Annotated in this window: 15 protein-coding genes; 7 read left to right on the top strand and 8 right to left on the bottom strand. The window is 62.0% G+C overall.

From position 1 onward, the window contains the following. The first annotated feature begins 5 nt into the window (after positions 1–5). From ABD937_RS15120 to ABD937_RS15105, 4 genes are all read left to right on the top strand, one after another. Entirely contained in the window at positions 6–350 is a 345-nt protein-coding gene (locus ABD937_RS15120; protein ID WP_345256595.1) for a hypothetical protein, read from the top strand. Positions 351–512: 162 nt separating this feature from the next. Then, entirely contained in the window at positions 513–821 is a 309-nt protein-coding gene (locus ABD937_RS15115; RefSeq protein ID WP_345256594.1) for an RNA recognition motif domain-containing protein, read from the top strand. A 28-nt stretch (positions 822–849) separates the two neighbouring features. Continuing rightward, entirely contained in the window at positions 850–1,143 is a 294-nt protein-coding gene (locus ABD937_RS15110) for a hypothetical protein (RefSeq protein ID WP_345256593.1), read from the top strand. Positions 1,144–1,282: 139 nt separating this feature from the next. After that, positions 1,283–1,744 (top strand): response regulator, encoded by a 462-nt coding sequence (locus ABD937_RS15105; protein ID WP_345256592.1) that lies wholly within the window; start codon positions 1,283–1,285, stop codon positions 1,742–1,744. A gap of 143 nt (positions 1,745–1,887) precedes the next feature. On the opposite strand, the gene ABD937_RS15100 is transcribed toward ABD937_RS15105, so the two are convergent. From ABD937_RS15100 to ABD937_RS15090, 3 genes are all read right to left on the bottom strand, one after another. Further along, positions 1,888–2,136, bottom strand: a complete 249-nt coding sequence (locus ABD937_RS15100) for a hypothetical protein (RefSeq protein ID WP_345256591.1) — start codon at positions 2,134–2,136, stop codon at positions 1,888–1,890. A 232-nt stretch (positions 2,137–2,368) separates the two neighbouring features. After that, the gene (locus tag ABD937_RS15095; protein WP_345256590.1) at positions 2,369–2,503 is read right to left on the bottom strand and encodes a hypothetical protein; all 135 of its coding nucleotides are present in this window, start codon (positions 2,501–2,503) and stop codon (positions 2,369–2,371) included. Positions 2,504–2,750: 247 nt separating this feature from the next. Then, positions 2,751–4,994: a YCF48-related protein gene (locus ABD937_RS15090; protein WP_345256589.1), complete on the bottom strand. Its 2,244-nt coding sequence runs from the start codon at positions 4,992–4,994 to the stop codon at positions 2,751–2,753. Between the two features lie 379 nt (positions 4,995–5,373). Here ABD937_RS15090 and ABD937_RS15085 point away from each other — a divergent pair, with 379 nt between their 5' ends. The 3 genes from ABD937_RS15085 to ABD937_RS15075 all read left to right on the top strand — a co-directional run bounded on the left by ABD937_RS15085 (position 5,374) and on the right by ABD937_RS15075 (position 11,649). After that, a complete protein-coding gene (locus ABD937_RS15085; RefSeq protein WP_345256588.1) occupies positions 5,374–8,586 on the top strand; it encodes a SusC/RagA family TonB-linked outer membrane protein in 3,213 nt (1,070 codons plus the stop codon). A gap of 17 nt (positions 8,587–8,603) precedes the next feature. Continuing rightward, complete coding sequence (locus ABD937_RS15080) at positions 8,604–10,043, top strand: SusD/RagB family nutrient-binding outer membrane lipoprotein (RefSeq protein ID WP_345256587.1); 1,440 nt, start codon at positions 8,604–8,606, stop codon at positions 10,041–10,043. Between the two features lie 103 nt (positions 10,044–10,146). Next, positions 10,147–11,649 carry a calcineurin-like phosphoesterase C-terminal domain-containing protein gene (locus ABD937_RS15075; protein WP_345256586.1) on the top strand — a complete coding sequence of 501 codons (1,503 nt, stop codon included), beginning with the start codon at positions 10,147–10,149 and terminating at the stop codon, positions 11,647–11,649. 87 nt (positions 11,650–11,736) lie between these two features. On the opposite strand, the gene ABD937_RS15070 is transcribed toward ABD937_RS15075, so the two are convergent. The 5 genes from ABD937_RS15070 to ABD937_RS15050 all read right to left on the bottom strand — a co-directional run bounded on the left by ABD937_RS15070 (position 11,737) and on the right by ABD937_RS15050 (position 17,074). Continuing rightward, on the bottom strand, positions 11,737–12,621 hold the full coding sequence (locus ABD937_RS15070) for a glycerophosphodiester phosphodiesterase family protein (RefSeq protein WP_345256585.1): 885 nt from the start codon (positions 12,619–12,621) through the stop codon (positions 11,737–11,739). Positions 12,622–12,654: 33 nt separating this feature from the next. Then, entirely contained in the window at positions 12,655–13,080 is a 426-nt protein-coding gene (locus tag ABD937_RS15065) for a hypothetical protein (RefSeq protein WP_345256584.1), read from the bottom strand. A gap of 132 nt (positions 13,081–13,212) precedes the next feature. Further along, positions 13,213–14,523, bottom strand: a complete 1,311-nt coding sequence (locus tag ABD937_RS15060; protein ID WP_345256583.1) for a sensor histidine kinase — start codon at positions 14,521–14,523, stop codon at positions 13,213–13,215. Then, positions 14,507–15,880, bottom strand: coding sequence for a sigma-54-dependent transcriptional regulator (locus tag ABD937_RS15055; RefSeq protein WP_345256582.1), 1,374 nt, complete (start codon positions 15,878–15,880; stop codon positions 14,507–14,509). Before ABD937_RS15055 ends, ABD937_RS15060 begins: the two co-directional genes overlap by 17 nt. An 18-nt stretch (positions 15,881–15,898) precedes the next feature. Then, a complete protein-coding gene (locus ABD937_RS15050; protein ID WP_345256581.1) occupies positions 15,899–17,074 on the bottom strand; it encodes an ABC transporter permease in 1,176 nt (391 codons plus the stop codon). Between the last annotated feature and the right edge of the window lie 10 nt (positions 17,075–17,084).

Genomic DNA, 17,084 nt, shown 5'->3' with positions numbered 1-17,084 from the left:
ACAATATGTATCAGCAAGTATGGCAGCGCTACCTGCCCGTTATCCGCATCGTAATGAAGCGTGCCCTCAGCAGCGGCGATCAGGTGCTCCCGCTCAACGCCCCTGACTTTGAGCGCATCGGCCTCACCCGCAAGTCGGGCTATAAGTTCGAGATCGGCCTTGCCAACGGCAAGCTCCGGAACGTGATCGTGGACGTGCCCCTCGCCTCGGCGCTTGCCCAGGTGCTGCTCGAGGACGCCACCGTGCAGTCGCTCATCCAGGAGCGCGAGTTCGTGATCAGCCTGAGCCCCCGCTACGAATTGTCGATCCGTCATATTGCCCATACCACCGTTCCCAACGAGGGCGAATAAGAACCCGTGCGCGCCCGTTACTGTTAATGTTCCGGGCGCGTGCGCATTCTTGCGGCCGTTCGGCCTATCTTTACTATGTCATCCCGGCACCAGCGTTGGAATTCCGCCTCCTTCCCTTTCCCGCTCCTGCTTTTTTCCACGCCTCGGACCCCGCCCCTCCTGATGAATATTGCCATTTATAACCTCGATTCCGAGGTAACGAACGCTGCCCTGCAGGAATTGTTCACCCCGTTTGGACCGGTCGCCTCCGCCGAGATCGCACTCGATGCGTTCACCGGCGTATCGCGCGGCTTTGGCCAGATCGTGATGGACGATGAGACTGCCGCGCTCAACGCGATCCGCTCGCTGCACGACACCGAATTCAAGGGACTGCAGCTTTCCGTGCAGGAAGCTCCCGAAAAGAAGGAGCAGCTCGGCTCCTACAAGGTCGGCACCGGCCCGGTGCGCGTCTACAAATTCCGGAAGAATTGATCCGTAACCCGCGCACACAAGCAGCGTGATGAGCGACTCTGAAACCATACTGGTAGCCTTTCACGAAGCCGTGCGCAGCCGGTTCTTCGAGCTCGTCGAGGAGTTCTTCGCGAACGCGGCCGCAATCAACCGCGAACGCGAAGAGCTTCACTACCGGCAGCTCTGTGCCGGCTATACGCACACCCTGCGGCTCGAACTGGAGCAACACGCACAGGCGTTGCTGCACACGCACCGCAACCGGGCCGACAGCGCGCACATCGACCGCGCATTACAGGGAGCCATCGCCGAATACGTACATGCCTTCGTGCAGCGAACACGCTGACGCCGCCCGCACCGCGTAGCCGCCTGGCTTAAATAAAACTGCGCACTGGAGCAATAGCCCGTACCTTCACAAGGCATCGCAACTCATACAGAGAAAGAGGGGACAATTTTTTCTCAACGGTTTATCTAAATTTTTGAAAATGGATATCACCCGATCCGTTCTCAAAGACATTTGGATGGTTGATGACGACGAAGATGACCTCCTTGTTTTTGAAAGTGTGCTGAACAGCCTCTCCCCCTCTACGCGTTTCAGGGCCTTCACCACGGGCATTGACCTGCTGGCGCAGCTATCGGCCGAAACTCCCGACCTGATTTTCCTTGATCTCAATATGCCCGGCATGAACGGGCACGAATGCCTGCGGCGGATCCGCGGCCGGGGAATGCATGCGCTCCCGGTGATCGCCTTTTCCGGCAGCGACTTTGGCCGCGTCATCGACGATAGCTTCAGCTCCGGGGCTACGATGTTCCTGACGAAACCGATGTCGATGCAGCAACTCAGCGCGCAGCTCACGGCCCTGTTCGTACTCGACTGGACCGATCCGGGCACCATCAGGCGCGCGCAGCGGCAGGGCGAACGATTTGTCCCCTTTAGTGCCATATAAAGGCTGCTTTGACTCTTAAACCGTTCAAACGCATTCCAGGCACTAACCACCCCCTGTTTTCACAGGGGGTTTTCGCTGCCCCGTAGATCTACGGAGCCGGCAGCGTCCCAAGGAAGGCCAGGGCGAAACAAAGGAGGCAGGCGTCAGTGCAGTAATTCGTCGAGGCGGATGGCATCGAGGTAGACATCGAGGTGGCGGGGATCCACAAAGGCCGAATACCGGGCGATCGCCTTACTTTCCACATGGCAAAAGGCCTCGACGTAATAGCCCTTCATCTGGAACAACAGCACCAGGTGACCAGGGATGGCGCGCTTCGCAACGAGCACGCCGCGGTGCAGTACGGTAAATTTCTTCTCTCCGGGACACAGCAAGACAAAGTCAGATAGTCGCATAGCTCGAGTTTTAAAAGTGAGGCACTGATAAAATTCACTAAGTACAAGGATCTGATGCACGAGAGGCTGTAACTAAGAAGCAGAATGAGGCAGCACAAAATGAAGGCAGGAGCTTCGAAGAGCAAGGATCGCCCCGCCGCCTGCGGACAAATATAGCTCCTGCCGCGACATAGCGAACGCAAAAAAACAAAAGGCGCGTATGCGCCTCGCGAAAACCGGTGTCTGGCCCCGTTTAAAAGCTGGCAACCAGCACGTATAACATGGCTCCGAAAAAAGCCAGGAAGATCAGCATCGTCAGGATGGCCGGGAGCATCCGAAAGCCCGACGGGGAATCTTCGGCCGCGGTATTGAGTATTGAGGTTAGCATACGGTATAAAGGTTCAATACCATGCCGCAAACTGTTAAGCCACAGCTTGTGGCCGGCATGCCCCGAAACGCAGGCCGCTGGCGGAAAAAGGCCACAAAACAGACGTTCGAATGGATTTCCGGTGCCTGTAGAGGGCCACCAGCCACGGCACCGCTGTCGCCCCCATGCCCCATTTTTAAGGCGTTTTCCCTACAAAGAAGGCGGCCTCCTTTCGGGAGGCCGCCCAGCAATCAGTTCAAATCGATGGCTATTTGCCGAGTACTACCGGGCTGGCGGTCTTTCCCAGCTGCAGGTAATAGGTGCCGGCCGGCAGGTGGCCGAGGTCAAGCGTCAGCACCGGCGGGTGGGCGCCCTTGCGCACAAGGGCGAGCTGGCCCGCCGCATTGCGCAGCAGCAGGGGCTCGCGGCGCAGGGCCGAAGGCACCTCGATCCGGATACGCGCCGCCGTGGGGTTGGGATAGATGACCAGCGCCCTGCCCTCACGCACCGAGGGAATACTCGTGGCGACAATGGTGATGCTGTTGGAGACCGGGGAGGCACAGCCGTCGGCGCTCGTATGCACCACGTAGTAGGTGCCCGGCACGGAAGCCGTGTAGGAAGCACCCGTGGCTCCCGCGATGGCCCCGCTCCCGTTGTACCACTGGTTGCCGGTGGCGAACGACGAATACAGCGTGGCGCCGCTCTGGATAACGCGCGGCGTGCCGACCGCGCCGGCGCAGGACAGGTTGCTCACATACACATCGCCCAGTTGTCCCACCGCCACCACCCGCCCGTTGAGGAAGGCGGCATCGCGCACCAGCATGTCGGCAATGATTCCTGGTGCATGCGTGCTCCAGTTGGCGCCGCCATCGATCGTTTTCAGCAGGTGTCCGGAAACGGTAACGGCGTAGCCCGAATCGGCCGTATAGAAATGCAGCGCCATCACATACGAAGGGCCGAACCCCGACCAGGTGGCACCGCCATCGGTGGTCTTGCGCAGCGAGCCCGGCGTGCCGACAAAGCCCACCTGCTCGTTGAGGAAATACACCGCGTTGATGTCGCCGGTGACGCCGGAATTGATGGTTGTCCAGCTGGCGCCGCCGTCGGTTGTCTTCTTGAGCTCGCCGCCTTCGCCGCCGGCGTAGCCCACGAGGGCCGTCGGGAAGTAGATGTCGAGCATGCTGCCGCCTGCCGTGTAGGTCCAGGTGGCGCCGCTGTTGGTGGTCCGGTAAAGACCGCCGTTGAAGAAGCCGCCGCCCATGATCCAGGTGGTGGCGTTCTGCGCCCACACCGTCCGGACGGCTACGTTAGGCCGGTTGCCGCCGAAGTTGAAGTTCTGACCGTAGTTGCTGGTGTATTCGTAATAGCCGCTGCTGCCGCCGAAGAGCCCGTTGCCGTCGGCACGCAGGTGCACGCCGAGCACGGAGGTACCGATGTTCCGGCCGGTCCAGGTCTTGCCGCCGTCGGTGGTGCGCACGAGTGCGTTCACCATGCCTCCCGTAGACTGCGTGCCCACGGCAAGGCCGATGTTCTCGTTGGCGAAGCTTACCTTATTCAGGTTGCTGTGCGGGCTCCCGAGCTGGCTGGGTGTCCAGGTCATTCCGCCGTCGGTGGTCTTGTAGATTCCGGCATCGCCGCCGATAAAGCCCTGCCCAAAGGAGTTGATGTGGATCGAATGCAGCGTATACGTGCCCAGGGTCGTGGCGGTCCAGCTCGCGCCGTTGTTGGTGGAGCGAAGGAGCGCGCCGTTCGCGCCGAGCGCAAAGAGCGTGTTGTTGTAGGAATACAGGGTGAAGAGGTGCTGCGTGGTAGGCATGGCCACGGCTGTCCAGGTGGCGCCGCCATCGGTGGTGCGCGACAGGTAGCCCTGCGCGCCTACCGCCATGCCCACCGTGGGGCTGGTGAACAGCACGTCGTTGAACAGGAAGCTGTAATTCGTGGTGAGCGGTGTCCAGGTGGCATCCGCGTCGGTGGTCTTCAGGATGGTGCCGGAGGCGCCGCTGGCAAAGCCGGTATTCGCATCGATAAAATACAGCCCGAACAGGAAGTTGCTGTTGCCGGTGTTGATCAGCGTCCAGGTGTTGCCGCCGTCGGTCGTCTTCTTGATGTTGACGTCGCCCGCGATCGCGTAGCCCGTCTGCTCGTTCACGAAGAACAGCGCCTTCGTCGCCCCCGTGCTCGAGTTGACGGTGCTGCGGGTAACGAAGCCGTCGGTGGTCTTGTAAAAGGTTCCGGTTGCCGTGCCCATGATGCCGACGTTGTCGTTGAACATCCAGAGCGAGGTGGGCGTGGTGCCGAACACGAGTCCCTGGCGGTGCCAGGTAAGGCCGCCGTCGCGGGTACGGAGCATGCGGTCGTCGAGGTCGTCGAAGGCGAAGCCGGTGCTCGGGCTCGTCATGAACACATCCTCAATGGCGGATTGTGATTTTACGGGCGTCACCAGCGTCCAGCCCTGGGCACCGGCGGCAAAGGAGGCAAGGGTAAGGGCGAGTGTGTGTAGCAGTGTTTTCATCGAAACTGTTTGGGGTCCCGAATTTACCACCTTATTCCGGCAGGAACGCCGCGAACCGGTACGGGCGGCGGCGATAAAGCGAAAAAAGAAGGACGCAGCGGCGCAAAACAGCGACCGTTGCAGGTTTACCCCTAGGCAGCCCGGCAGTAGCGGCCATCCGGGCAGCAGCACGCACCGGGCCGACGGGCGCCCGTATTAATACAGGCAATACCCGAGGCGCGAGGCGCCGGGCAGGCACAGGTTAATCAACCCATAATCCTGGATTAACAATTACGTCACAGCAGGACGCCACTTTCGCACCGGAAAGAAAAAGCTTTCTGTCCCTGTCTCCGATCCCCTCAAACCCAACGCACCCTTCAACTCCTCAACTGCACGTACTATGAACATGAACGTTACCCGACAGGCAACTGTACTGGCCGGGATGGCCCTGCTCGCCACGGCCTTCCCCGCCAGCCTGCTCCAGGCCCAGGAAATTGCCCGCCCGCTCAGCGGACAGGTGCTCGACGAGCAGGGGCAGCCCGTACCCGGCGCCACCCTCCTGCTCCGCAAAAAGGACACGAAACAGACCTACCAGGCAAGCACCGATGCCGCTGGCTCCTTCTCCCTGGCGGCCGTCGCCGGTAATTATACGGTCACGATCACCTCGGTGGGCTACGGATCCGAAACAAGGGAGCTGGCGCACCCTGCGGGCAAGGCGCTTTCCTATGTGCTCAAAACCGACTACAGCACCCTAAACAATGTAGTGGTCACCGCGCTCGGCATCAAGCGCGAATACAAGGCGCTGGGCTCCGCCACACAGACACTCGGCTCGAAAGAGGTCAACGACGCGCGCGCCAACAACTGGTCGGCCGCGCTCTCCGGCAAGGTGGCCGGCCTCAGCCTCATCTCGCCCGGGTCGGGACCCGTCAACTCCACCCGCATCTCGCTGCGCGGCGATGCCGCCCTCGACGCCGACGGCAACAATGCCCTGATCGTGATCGATGGCGTTCCCATCCAGAGCGGCGGCAATACGTCGGGCGTGAGCAGCGCCTACGGCGCGGGCTCGGGCAACGACGTACCGGTCGACTTCGGCAACGGCCTCCAGGACATCAACCCCGACGACATCGAGAGCATCTCCATCCTCAAAGGCCCCGGCGCCACGGCGCTGTACGGAAGCCGCGCCGGCGGCGGCGCTATCCTCATCACCACGAAGTCGGGATCGAAGCAGAAAGGCATCGGCATCACGGTGAACAGCAACTACAGCATCAACACGGTATTGAAGTGGCCCGACTACCAGTATGAATACGGGCAAGGCACCGGCACCGTGAACTCGGCCGGGCAGCTCTATTACTCGTACGGCGCCTCCCCCGACGGCCCGGGCACGAGCGGCACCAGCAGCGCTTTCGGCCCGAAGTTCGACGGCCAGCTGTATTTCCAGTACGATCCCAACAAGGAGGGCCGTGGCGACGAGCGCACCCTCTGGCGTCCGTACAAAGACAATATCACCGGCTTCTGGCGCACCGGCTCCACCCTCACCAACAACATCTCGCTCGAGGGCGGCAACGAGCGCGGCGGCATGCGCGCCTCGATCACGCATTCGAAGAATACGTGGATCATGCCCAACACCGGCTACGAGCGCCTCACCGTGCAGGCGGGCGGCAACTACAAGCTTTCCGACAAGCTCTCCATGAACACAAGGCTCTCGTACACCAACAAGAAGAGCGACAACCTGCCGGCCACCGGCTACAACAACCAGTCGATCGCCTACTTCATGATCTTCCAGAATCCGAACGTGGACCTGAACTGGTATCGCCCCATCTGGAAGCGCAACCAGCACGGCCTGCAGCAGATCCACCCCTTCAGCTCCTTCATCGACAACCCCTTCCTGATCGCGCACGAGATGACGAACTCGATCAACGCCAATTCGGTGGTCGCCAACCTGGGCTTCCGCTACGAATTCACGAAGAAGCTGGACCTGGCGGTGCGCGGTACCATGAACATGAACAGCGAGTTCCGCGAAATGCGCCGACCCTTCAACACGGCCAACTTCCTCAGCGGCTACTACAAGCAGCAGGACGTAGGTTTCCTGGAAACGAATGCCGACTTCCTTCTCTCCTACCACGATCGCATCGCCGACCGCGTGGACGTGAAGGTCTCGGCCGGCGGCAATACGATGAATGCGAAAGAGCACGTATCGAATGCCTTCGTAGACGGGCTCGTGGTGCCGGGCGTATACAAGCTCACCAACGGGCAGGCATCGCCCACGCTAATGGTGACCGACAACAACTTCAAGGTGAACAGCCTCTACGGCATCGCCGCCTTCAGCTACCGCGACCGGTACTTCATCGACTTCACGGGCCGACAGGACTGGTGGAGCACGCTATCGCCGAAGTCGAACTCGATGTTCTACCCTTCGGTGAATGCGAGCGTGATCCTCAGCGACGTGTTCGCGCTGCCGAAGCCCTTCGCCTTCGCCAAGCTGCGCGGCTCGGTGGCCGGCGCCGGCTTCGACTCGCGTAAGCCCTACCTCAACAAGCGCTATTACGACCAGAGCCCTTTCTCCGGATCGGCTACGGCGCCCAACGTGCTGTTCAACGAGAACCTGTCGCCGCGCCGCCAGGTAAGCTACGAGACCGGCCTCGACCTGCGCCTCTTCTCGGGCCGCGTGCACCTCGACGTCACCTATTACCAGAACTTCACCACCAACCAGATCATGGAGATCCCGGTGGACCCGACGACCGGGTATGCGCGCAAGGTGATCAACGGCGGCAAGGTGCAGAACAAGGGCGTAGAAATACTGCTGGCCACGAAGAACATCGCGAAGCCGCACTTCTCCTGGAATACCACCTTTACCTGGGCCCGCAACCGCAACAAGGTGCTGTCGCTGCCCGCCGAGATCGAGAGCGACTACTTCGTGATCGCCACCGGCGGCAATGCTTACCAGCAGACCCGCGTGGGCGGCTCCTCCGGCGACATCTACGGCTTCGGCTTCCTGCGCTCCCCCGACGGACAGATCATCTACGGAGCGAACGGCCTCCCGGCACGCCCGGCAGAGGTGCAATACATCGGCAACGCCTATGCCGATTGGAAAGGCGGCATCCAGAACGAGTTCCGCTACAGGAACTTCCGCTTCAGCTTCCTTATCGACGGACAGTACGGCGGCATCGTATACTCGCAAACGCACCACAAAATGTCGGAGCAGGGCAAGCTGGAGCACACGCTCCGCGGCCGTGCCGAAGGCTACATCATCGGCGAAGGCGTAGTGGAGACCGGGCCCGGACGCTACGCGCCCAACACGACCAAAGTGGCACCGGCGACGTTCTATGCCGAATACTACCGCCGCGCCAACGTGGAAGCAAATTCCTTTGACGCTTCCTTCGTGAAGCTGCGCGAGGCCCGCCTCGAGTATTCGCTTTCCAAGAAGCATCTCGGCAAGTTCTTCAAGTCCGCCTCCTTTGCCGTGTATGGCCGCGACCTGCTGATGCTCTCGCGCTTCCCGATGTTCGATCCCGAAACGGCTGCCCTCAACGGCACCTCCATCATGCCGGGCGTAGAAATGGGCCAGCTGCCCTCGACGCGTACCATCGGCGCCAACCTAACCTTCAAGTTCTAACCCCCATTACCCGCATCATGAAACAGATCACCCGCTATATCGTTCCCGCGCTCGCCTCGGCGGCCCTGCTGCTCGGCGCCTGCACCAAGGGGTTCGAAAAGATCAATACCGATCCCAACAAGATCTCCATCATCAGCCCCGGAACCCTGCTCAACCCAACGCTTTATGAGCTGGCCGCGTTCAACATGCAGAAGGCCGACGACATCACCTTCGACCTCATGCAGGTGGCGCTCAACTTCCCGAGCCCCACACCCGGCATGCACCGCTACGATGTGAACGAAGGCACCGGCAGCAGCACCTGGAGCACCTACTACCGCTGGCTCAAGAACATCCGCGAGATCCGCGAGGCGGCCGTTGCCGCCGGCGATCCCAACTACGCGGCCATCGCCCTGACCCTGAATGCCTGGGTGTACGCCAACCTCACCGACTGCTTCGGGTCGGTACCGATGGAAGAAGCCATTCGTGCCGACGAGGGCATCATCCAGCCGCGCTACAACACGCAGGAAGAGATCTATAGAACGATCATCGCCGATCTCGACTCCGCCAACCGCCTGTTCAACACGAGCCGCGCGATGACCTTCGGCACCGACATCCTGTTCGGCAACAACGTCACGAACTGGAAGCGGTTCTGCAACTCGCTCCAGATGCGCCTGCTGCTGCGCGTGTCGGCCCGCCCCGAGATGAATGCCTGGACGCGCCTCGACTCCATAATCAACAACCCGACGAAGTACCCGGTGTTCAACGCCAACACGGAGGCCGCGGTGCTGAAGCTGACGGGTGTGTACCCGCTCTCCTCGCCCTGGGGCCGGCCGCAGGATTTCACCACGGGGCGCGCCGCCGCGCAGTTCTTCCTCGACTCGCTCAACGTGCTCAACGACCCGCGCCGCGCCCGCTTCGCGTCGCAGGCCAAAGACCTCAATAACGTCAACATCGGCTACAAGGGCATCCCGAGCGGCTATACGGGCAGTGAGAGCCAGTTCAACTTCACGCCCTCCAACCTGCTGCAGGCGCTGATCAGCGCGCCCATGACCTGCCCGATCCTTACCTATGCCGAGGTGGAGTTCATCAAGGCAGAATTTTACCACCGGAGCCAGCGTCACGACCTCGCCAGGGCCGCTTACGAGAAAGGCGTGAAGGCCGCCGTGGAGCAGTGGGGCGCTACGATGCCCGCTACCTATTTCAGCAACGCCAGCGCCGCCTACAACGGCACGCTGCAACGCATCCACCTGCAGAAATACTATGCCCTGTTCTTCAACGACTACCAGCAGTGGTTCGAGTACCGCCGCACGGGCCTGCCGGTGCTGCCGCAGGGCCCCGGTATGCTCAATGGCGGCGTGATGCCGTCGCGGCTTATCTACCCCGTATCGCAGCGGATCTACAACCTGGAGCACTACAACAGCGCCGTCAGCCAGATGGGCGGCGACCACATCAACATCAAAGCCTGGTGGCAGCAATAGCGGTCGTGAGGCGTGAAGCGTGAGGAGAAGAGGCAAGAACGTCCGGAACATCTCTTCCGGCCACACGCTGACACAGGATTACCACCAACCATTTACTTAAACTATGAGAAGAAGAACATTCATCAAGAGCCTCGGACTTGCCGGCGCCTGGCTGGGCACGCCGGCCCTTGCCCAAGGGACCGACAAGCCGCAGGACGGGGCCACTATATTGAAAGGAAAGGTGCATGCCGGCGGCACCGGGATCGCCGGAGTAGCCGTCACCGACGGGCGTACGATCGCCGTCACCGACCGCGGCGGCCGCTACGAGCTGGCTGCGCATCCCGATGCCGAGTTCGTCTACATTTCCATTCCGGCGGGCTACGCCTTCCCAACCGAAAAGGGCATCGCGCGTTTCTATGCACCGGTTGCAGGAAAGACCGGCGCTGTCGTCAACGACTTCGCGCTCGAAAAGCTCGGCGTTGACGACAGCAAACACCAGTTCGTGGTCTGGGCCGACACGCAGATGATCTCAAAAAAGGACTGCGAGCAGCTGAAGGCGGAATCGGTGCCCGACCTGAAGGCCCTCGTGGCGGGCTACGGCAGCAGTGCCCTCTTCCACGGCATCGGCTGCGGCGACCTCGTGTGGGACAAGTTCGACCTCTTCGCCGACTACAAGGAAGCCATCGGCATGACGGGCGTTCCCTTCTTCAACGTGATCGGCAACCACGACATGGACATCAGCGCGCGGGGCGACGACTTCTCCGCGGCCACCTTCAAGCAGCAATTCGGTCCCACCTACTATTCGTTCAACCGCGGCGCGGTGCACTACGTGGTGCTCGACGACGTGTTCTTCATCGGCACCGCCAAGAAGTACATCGGCTACATCACCGACACGCAGCTCGCCTGGCTCGAAAAGGACCTCGCGCTCGTGAAGCCCGGAAGCACCGTGGTGCTGAGCGTGCACATCCCCACCAATACCGGCGCCGCACGCCGGACCGGCAAAACCGACGAGCTCGGCGGGTCGGTGTCCAACCGCAAGCAACTGTATAAGCTTCTTGCTCCCTTCAAGACGCACATCATGTCGGGACACACGCACTTCAACGAGTCCTGGGAAGAAGGCAACCTGATGGAGCACAACCACGGCACCGTCTGCGGCGCCTGGTGGACCGGCCCTATCTGCGGCGACGGCACGCCGGGCGGCTACGGCGTGTACGAGGTAGATGGCTCCGAGATCCGCTGGTACTACAAATCCACTGGCCAGCCGAAGGAGCACCAGCTGCGGATCTACGGCCGCGGGGCTAGCAAGGAGCAGCCCAACGAGATCGTGGCCAACGTCTGGAACTGGGACCCCGCCTGGAAGGTGGAATGGTGGGAAGACGGCCAGGCAAAAGGCGCCATGCAGCAGCGCACGGGCCTCGACCCTTGGGCGGTGGAGCTGTATGCCGGCCCGCAGCTCCCGGCCAAGCACAAGTTCGTGGAGCCCACCATCGCCGACCACCTCTTCGTGGCTACGCCGGCCGCCACCGCGCAGCGCGTTACCATAAAGGCGACCGACCGCTTCGGCAACGTCTTCAGCCAGGAGCTGGCCCTGCAGGCACCGGGAAGCGGCTTGCAACGCACTACTTAAGAAAAACCGGTAAAGTAGCCTTTCCCGCCGCGGCTACGTGGCGGGATTTTTTTTGATCAGGCAACCCGTAGGAATACAATCCCTCCCCTAGCGGCCCAGACCAGCATACCGGTCCGGGTAGTCCGAGATCAGCCCGTCGACGCCCATGGCTAGCAGGCGCTCCATATCGGCGCGCTCGTTCACCGTCCAGGGAACAACACGGATGCCCGCGCGGTGGCAGGCGGCAATGTCGGCCGTATTGACCAGTGTATAGTGCGGGCTCCAGGCAAAGGGCGTAAATCCAAGATCCGCGAGCTGTTGCGCCAGCGGACGGCGCTCTATGGGCTCAACGAGTAATACGAGCCGGATTGAGGGATGACGGCGGTGCAGGTACTGCAGCGTGCGGGGATCGAAGGATTGTATCGTAGTGCGCGCTGCGATGCCTTTGTGCAGCACCAGCTGCACGAGCCGCTCCGCAAAAGCGTCGGGGCCGGGATGAAAGATCCCGTCCGTAGCCGGAAGGCACTTCGTTTCGATATTGTACCGGATGCGACGGCCCGTATAGGCTTCCATGCTGTCGATCACGGTTGCCAGCAGGGGCTTGTGCGTGGCGATGCGCCGCTGCTGCGGAAAACGCGGGTGCGGCCGAAGGCCGACGTCGTAACGCGCCGCCTGCGCATAGGTCATGCGGAAGATATTGTGATCGCGCTCCTGGTCTGCGCGCACCGGCGTACCATCGGGCGCCGTGCTGATTTCGTGGTTGAAGAAGGGCTCGTGCGACAGCAGGAGCTGGCTATCGGCGGTGACCACCGCGTCCATCTCGAGCGTGGTCACGCCGAGGTCAACGGCATGCCGCATTGCCGGCAGCGTGTTCTCCGGCATCAGACCGCGGCAGCCGCGGTGTCCCTGAAAATCGATGGAGGGCAATGGGCGGGAGGCCGGACGCTGCGCGCAGGCGGCAAGGGCGAATAAAAGCAGCGGGAGTGATTTCATAAGTAAGGGGCGGAAGGAAAAAGGCCTGTAGTATTACGGTAGCCGGATGCCGAAGGTGCCGCTGGTGCGTACCGAATCGGCACCGTTGCCGAACACGATCCGGAACTCCCCTTCGATCAGTTCCGGGCCGTAGCGCGTGATGCGCACGGCTTCGGCACGCACCCCCGAGGCGGTGAAGCCTACACCATCGGAATACCCGAACCGGCCATTACCGGTGAGGTAGACCGGGCCGGTACCGGTGATGCCGTCGAGCTGCAGGAAAAAGCGCTCCGAATCGTAGCCTTGCGCATCGATCTCGAGGTGCTGCGTTGCGGGGGTCCAGCTGCCGGTCAGCTCGTCCCAGGCTACTTCACCGGCGCGTCCTTCCACGCGCAGCTGCACGTAAGGCAACTGCTCCCTGGTAGCGGGCTTCGAGCAGCAAAGAGAGCAAAGGAGTACAAGGACCAGCAGACAGCGCATAGGGAAGCTTGAGCGGCGGGGTGCTGGCCGGGATGATCGAACTCCAGGACCGGCAACACTTCACCACAACAAAGCTGGCGCACGTGTATGAACAGAAGGTAAAGCCCGCGTTAACGAATCGTTATGCCCTGCTTAGCGGAGTGAAGGGGACAGCGCCAACCGAAAGACCGTATCGCCCGGCGCCTCCGTCCGGAGCGAGAAGGCAAAGCCATGCTGCCGGAGCACGTCGCGCACCAGCATGAGCCCGATGCCCTGCCCGTCGCGCTTCGTACTGTAGAACGGGGTGAACAGCTTTTCGGCGTCGTCCGGCGCAATGCCCTTGCCCGTGTCGCGGATCCGCAGCTCGCCCCGCTGCCGGTCGGTTTCGAGCGAAATCCTTCCCCCCTGCCCAATGGCCTCCGCAGCGTTCTTTACGATGTTGATCAGCGCCTGCTCCAGCTGCTGCTCGTCGCCCTCGATGTACCAGGGCGTTTCGTCGGTATGCAGCACGATGTCGATGGCGCGGTCGGCCGCTGCTACCTGCATCAGGTCGCGGAGGTTGCGAAGCAGGGCGTGGAGGTCCATGCGCCGGAGGCGCGGCGGTGGCAGCTTCACGAGGTCGGCGAAGTTGCGCATGAAGGCATTGAGGTTGTTATTGCGTTGCACGGCTACCCCGAGGGCATTCTGCAGCAGCGCACGCTGCGCGTCGTTCATGCGGTCGGCCTTCGCAGCCGAGTCCAGAATGGAATTCACCGGCCCTACCGTGTTGTTGACCTCGTGCGCCATCATGCGGATCACGCGTCCGAACACCTTCTTCTCCGCTTCCAGTATTTCTGCGGTCAGCTCCTCGATGGTGAGGAAGTGGCGGGGAAAGCCGCGGTCCACGAAATGCGACACCTGCAGCCGGTAGGTGTTGACGCCGTTGATGCTTACCGTGCGCGCCTCGCCCGAGGCAAGGGCGGCGGCGGCCTGCAACAGCGGGTGGGGCAGGTCGCCGATCTTCTTGCCGCGCACCGTCTGCCCTTCCATCCGCAACAGCAGCTCCGCCTTCGGGTTGAGGCCTTCGATGTGAAAATCGAAATCGAGAATGATGATGCCCGTGGGCGCCGTGGCGATCAGCTTCTCCAGGAAGAAGTGCTGCTGCTCCTGCCGCGTGCGCTCGGTGCGCAGCTGGTCGATCATACTGTTGTATACGGAAATGAGCTGGTCCATCTCCCACTTGCCGGTGGGCAGGAACCTGACGTTGAAGTCGCGGTCGCGGATCGCCTCCACGCCGGTCATGAGCGTCTTCAACGGCCGGATGAGCTCGCGGTAGAGCCCCCACGCCAGCCACAGCGAAAACAGGATCACGGCCTCCGTCACTAGGAACAGCAGCTTGTTTTCCCGGAACACGAAGAAGCTGAGCACAAGGGTTACTGCGTGCAGGAAGAAGATGAACAGGAGGTATTTAGTCCGCAGCCTCATCGTAGGGTAGGTTGTATTTCTCCAGGCGCCGGTAGAGCGCGCTGCGCGTGAGCCCGAGCGCCACCGCCGCCTTGGCGATCCGGCCCTTGTGAAAGGCCAGGGCGCGCCTGATCATCTCCACCTCTACTTCCTCGAGCGTGAGGGTGCCGACGCCGGGCAGCTGCACCGTGCCGCTCTTCACCGGGCTTGCGTCGTACTGGCTTTTGAAGTCGGCCACGTCGAGGGCGTCGCCGCGGCTAACGAGCACCGTGCGCTCCACCAGGTTCTTGAGTTGCCGGATATTGCCGGGCAGGGGCAGTCCCTGCAGCCAGCGGGCCGCCTCGCGCGTCACCGAAAGGCCGGGCCGGCCGTAGATCTCCTTCAGGTTGCCCAGAAAGAAATCGACCAGCAGCGGGATGTCTTTCGGGCGCTCGCGCAGCGCGGGAAGGCGGAGGGTGATGAGGTTGATGCGGTAGAGCAGGTCTTCGCGGAAGGTGCCGCGGGCAACCATCTCCTCGAGGTTGCGGTTGGTGGCGCACACCACCCGTACATCTACGGTGCGGGTGCGGCTGCTGCCCAGCACCTCGTAGGTACGGTCCTGCAGCACGCGCAGGAGCTTCACCTGGCTGCTGGCGTCGAGGTCGCCGATCTCGTCGAGGAAGATGGTGCCTTTGTGTGCCGTCTCGAAGCGGCCCACGCGGTCGAAGCGCGCGTCGGTGAAGGAGCCGCGCACGTGGCCGAACATCTCGCTTTCGAACAGGGAGGTGGAGATGCCGCCCAGGTTCACTTTGACGAAGGGCTTGCCGCGCCGCCGGCTGTTCTGGTGCACGGCTTCGGCGATGAGCTCCTTGCCCGTTCCGCTCTCGCCCATGATCAGCACCGGGGCGTCGGTATCGGCCACGCGGCCCACGGTCTCGAGGAGCGTCAGCATCTGCGGGTCTTCGCCAACGATGTGCCCGAACTGGTAGCGCCGGTCGAGCTCCCTGCGGCCGATCGGCGCCTCGGGCTTCGCCTTCAGGTCGATCAGGGTGCGCACCGACTGCAGCAGGTGGCTGTTCTCCCAGGGCTTGTTGATAAAGTCGGAGGCGCCGAGCTTCATGCCTTTCACGGCGAGGTCGATGGTACCCCAGCCGGTGACGAGGATTACGGGCAGCCCCGGCCGCGCGGCCCGGATCCGCTCCAGGAGCGCCATGCCCTCGTCGCCCGAGGTCTCGATCGAGAAATTCAGGTCTAGCAGCACCAGCGCCAGCGCCGGCTCCGCCAGCATCCGCAGGGCTTCATCCGGGTCGGCCGCTTCGCAGGTAGCAAAGCCCTCGCCCTGCAGCAGCAGCTGCAGCGAGGCGCGTACCGCTACGTCATCATCAATGATCAGGATCATGCAACAGGTGATTGGGCGCTATTCCTCGTGCAGGGCCACGGCGGGGTAGATGGCCGCCGCCTGCCTGCCCGGGTAAAGCGCGCATAAGAATACTAAAATATAAATGAACGCCACCGATAAACCGATCGCCGCCACGTAAACGGAGGACGGCAGGTCGAACACGTGGAGGATCGGGAACTGCACCGCGAAGAACAGCCCGATGAGCAGCGCGAGGGTGGCGAGGAAAAGAGCCTCCTGCACCAGCTGCCTCGATACCGAGGCGCCCGAGGCACCCACGGCGCGGCGCAGGCCGATCTCACCGCGGCGCTTGCTGATATTGTACCACAGCACCCCGAAGAGGCCGAGGGCCACGTTGATGACGAGAAAGCCCCCCACGACGAAAAGGATGATCATGGGCACCAGCGACAGGCGGTTCTTGCTCGCCAGCTTTTCGTCGAGGTGCTCGATCTCGATGCTCGAGCCGATGCGGTCCGAAAGCGTCCGGAACAGGCCGCTCTCGAAGGAGGCGCCGGTGCCCGGCTTCATTTTGAGGAGCATGGTGCCGGTCCAGCGCGCTGCGTTGGAATCGAGGTGGCGGTACATGCCGCTCTCCACCACCTGGTAGGCCCCCTTCTCCTTGGCATTCTCCACCACGCCTACCACCTTCAGCTTTTCCATATCGGTGTGGACGTACCGGCCAACCGCATCCGTCCCGTCAAAAAGCGCCTCCTCGAGCCGCGCGTTGATCACGACTGCCGGCACGTTGGATACCAGGTCACTTTTGGTTACCCAACGCCCGCTTTTCATCTTCATGCCCAGTACTCCGGGGTACGCTTCCTCTACCGTGTAAAAGTTGGCATTCGCCCGGCGCTTGTCGTCGGTGCTGAGCGTGGAGTTGGACGAGTTCATGGAGAAGGGAACGTTGTTGCCGGAGTAGGTAACGTCGAGCACGGCCGGCATCGCCTTCACTTCGCGCCTCAGTGCTTCCTGGAACCCGTACACCGAATCGAGCGTACGGATATTGGCGGGCGGCTGGTAATTCACCACCCACACATCGGCGTACTCGAGGCCCATGGGCTGGCGGTAGTTCCGGTACGCGTACACCGCCATCGTCGACACGGCGAAGATGACGAGAAAAGAGATGAACATCTCGGTGATGAGCAGCGCGTTCTGCTTCTTTTTATTCCAGATGAGTTTAAACAAATGCTTGAACATGATACGAGTT

It is taken from the genome of Flaviaestuariibacter amylovorans (assembly GCF_039541815.1).
Taxonomy (GTDB): domain Bacteria; phylum Bacteroidota; class Bacteroidia; order Chitinophagales; family Chitinophagaceae; genus Flavisolibacter; species Flavisolibacter amylovorans.
This window is presented reverse-complemented; position numbering and strand designations above follow the sequence as displayed.

Coding starts and splice junctions, on each gene's coding strand:
- ABD937_RS15120 (WP_345256595.1), top strand. CDS start 6: ATGTATCAGCAAGTATGGCAGCGCTACCTGCCCGTTATCCGCATCGTA.
- ABD937_RS15115 (WP_345256594.1), top strand. CDS start 513: ATGAATATTGCCATTTATAACCTCGATTCCGAGGTAACGAACGCTGCC.
- ABD937_RS15110 (WP_345256593.1), top strand. CDS start 850: ATGAGCGACTCTGAAACCATACTGGTAGCCTTTCACGAAGCCGTGCGC.
- ABD937_RS15105 (WP_345256592.1), top strand. CDS start 1,283: ATGGATATCACCCGATCCGTTCTCAAAGACATTTGGATGGTTGATGAC.
- ABD937_RS15100 (WP_345256591.1), bottom strand. CDS start 2,136: ATGCGACTATCTGACTTTGTCTTGCTGTGTCCCGGAGAGAAGAAATTT.
- ABD937_RS15095 (WP_345256590.1), bottom strand. CDS start 2,503: ATGCTAACCTCAATACTCAATACCGCGGCCGAAGATTCCCCGTCGGGC.
- ABD937_RS15090 (WP_345256589.1), bottom strand. CDS start 4,994: ATGAAAACACTGCTACACACACTCGCCCTTACCCTTGCCTCCTTTGCC.
- ABD937_RS15085 (WP_345256588.1), top strand. CDS start 5,374: ATGAACATGAACGTTACCCGACAGGCAACTGTACTGGCCGGGATGGCC.
- ABD937_RS15080 (WP_345256587.1), top strand. CDS start 8,604: ATGAAACAGATCACCCGCTATATCGTTCCCGCGCTCGCCTCGGCGGCC.
- ABD937_RS15075 (WP_345256586.1), top strand. CDS start 10,147: ATGAGAAGAAGAACATTCATCAAGAGCCTCGGACTTGCCGGCGCCTGG.
- ABD937_RS15070 (WP_345256585.1), bottom strand. CDS start 12,621: ATGAAATCACTCCCGCTGCTTTTATTCGCCCTTGCCGCCTGCGCGCAG.
- ABD937_RS15065 (WP_345256584.1), bottom strand. CDS start 13,080: ATGCGCTGTCTGCTGGTCCTTGTACTCCTTTGCTCTCTTTGCTGCTCG.
- ABD937_RS15060 (WP_345256583.1), bottom strand. CDS start 14,523: ATGAGGCTGCGGACTAAATACCTCCTGTTCATCTTCTTCCTGCACGCA.
- ABD937_RS15055 (WP_345256582.1), bottom strand. CDS start 15,880: ATGATCCTGATCATTGATGATGACGTAGCGGTACGCGCCTCGCTGCAG.
- ABD937_RS15050 (WP_345256581.1), bottom strand. CDS start 17,074: ATGTTCAAGCATTTGTTTAAACTCATCTGGAATAAAAAGAAGCAGAAC.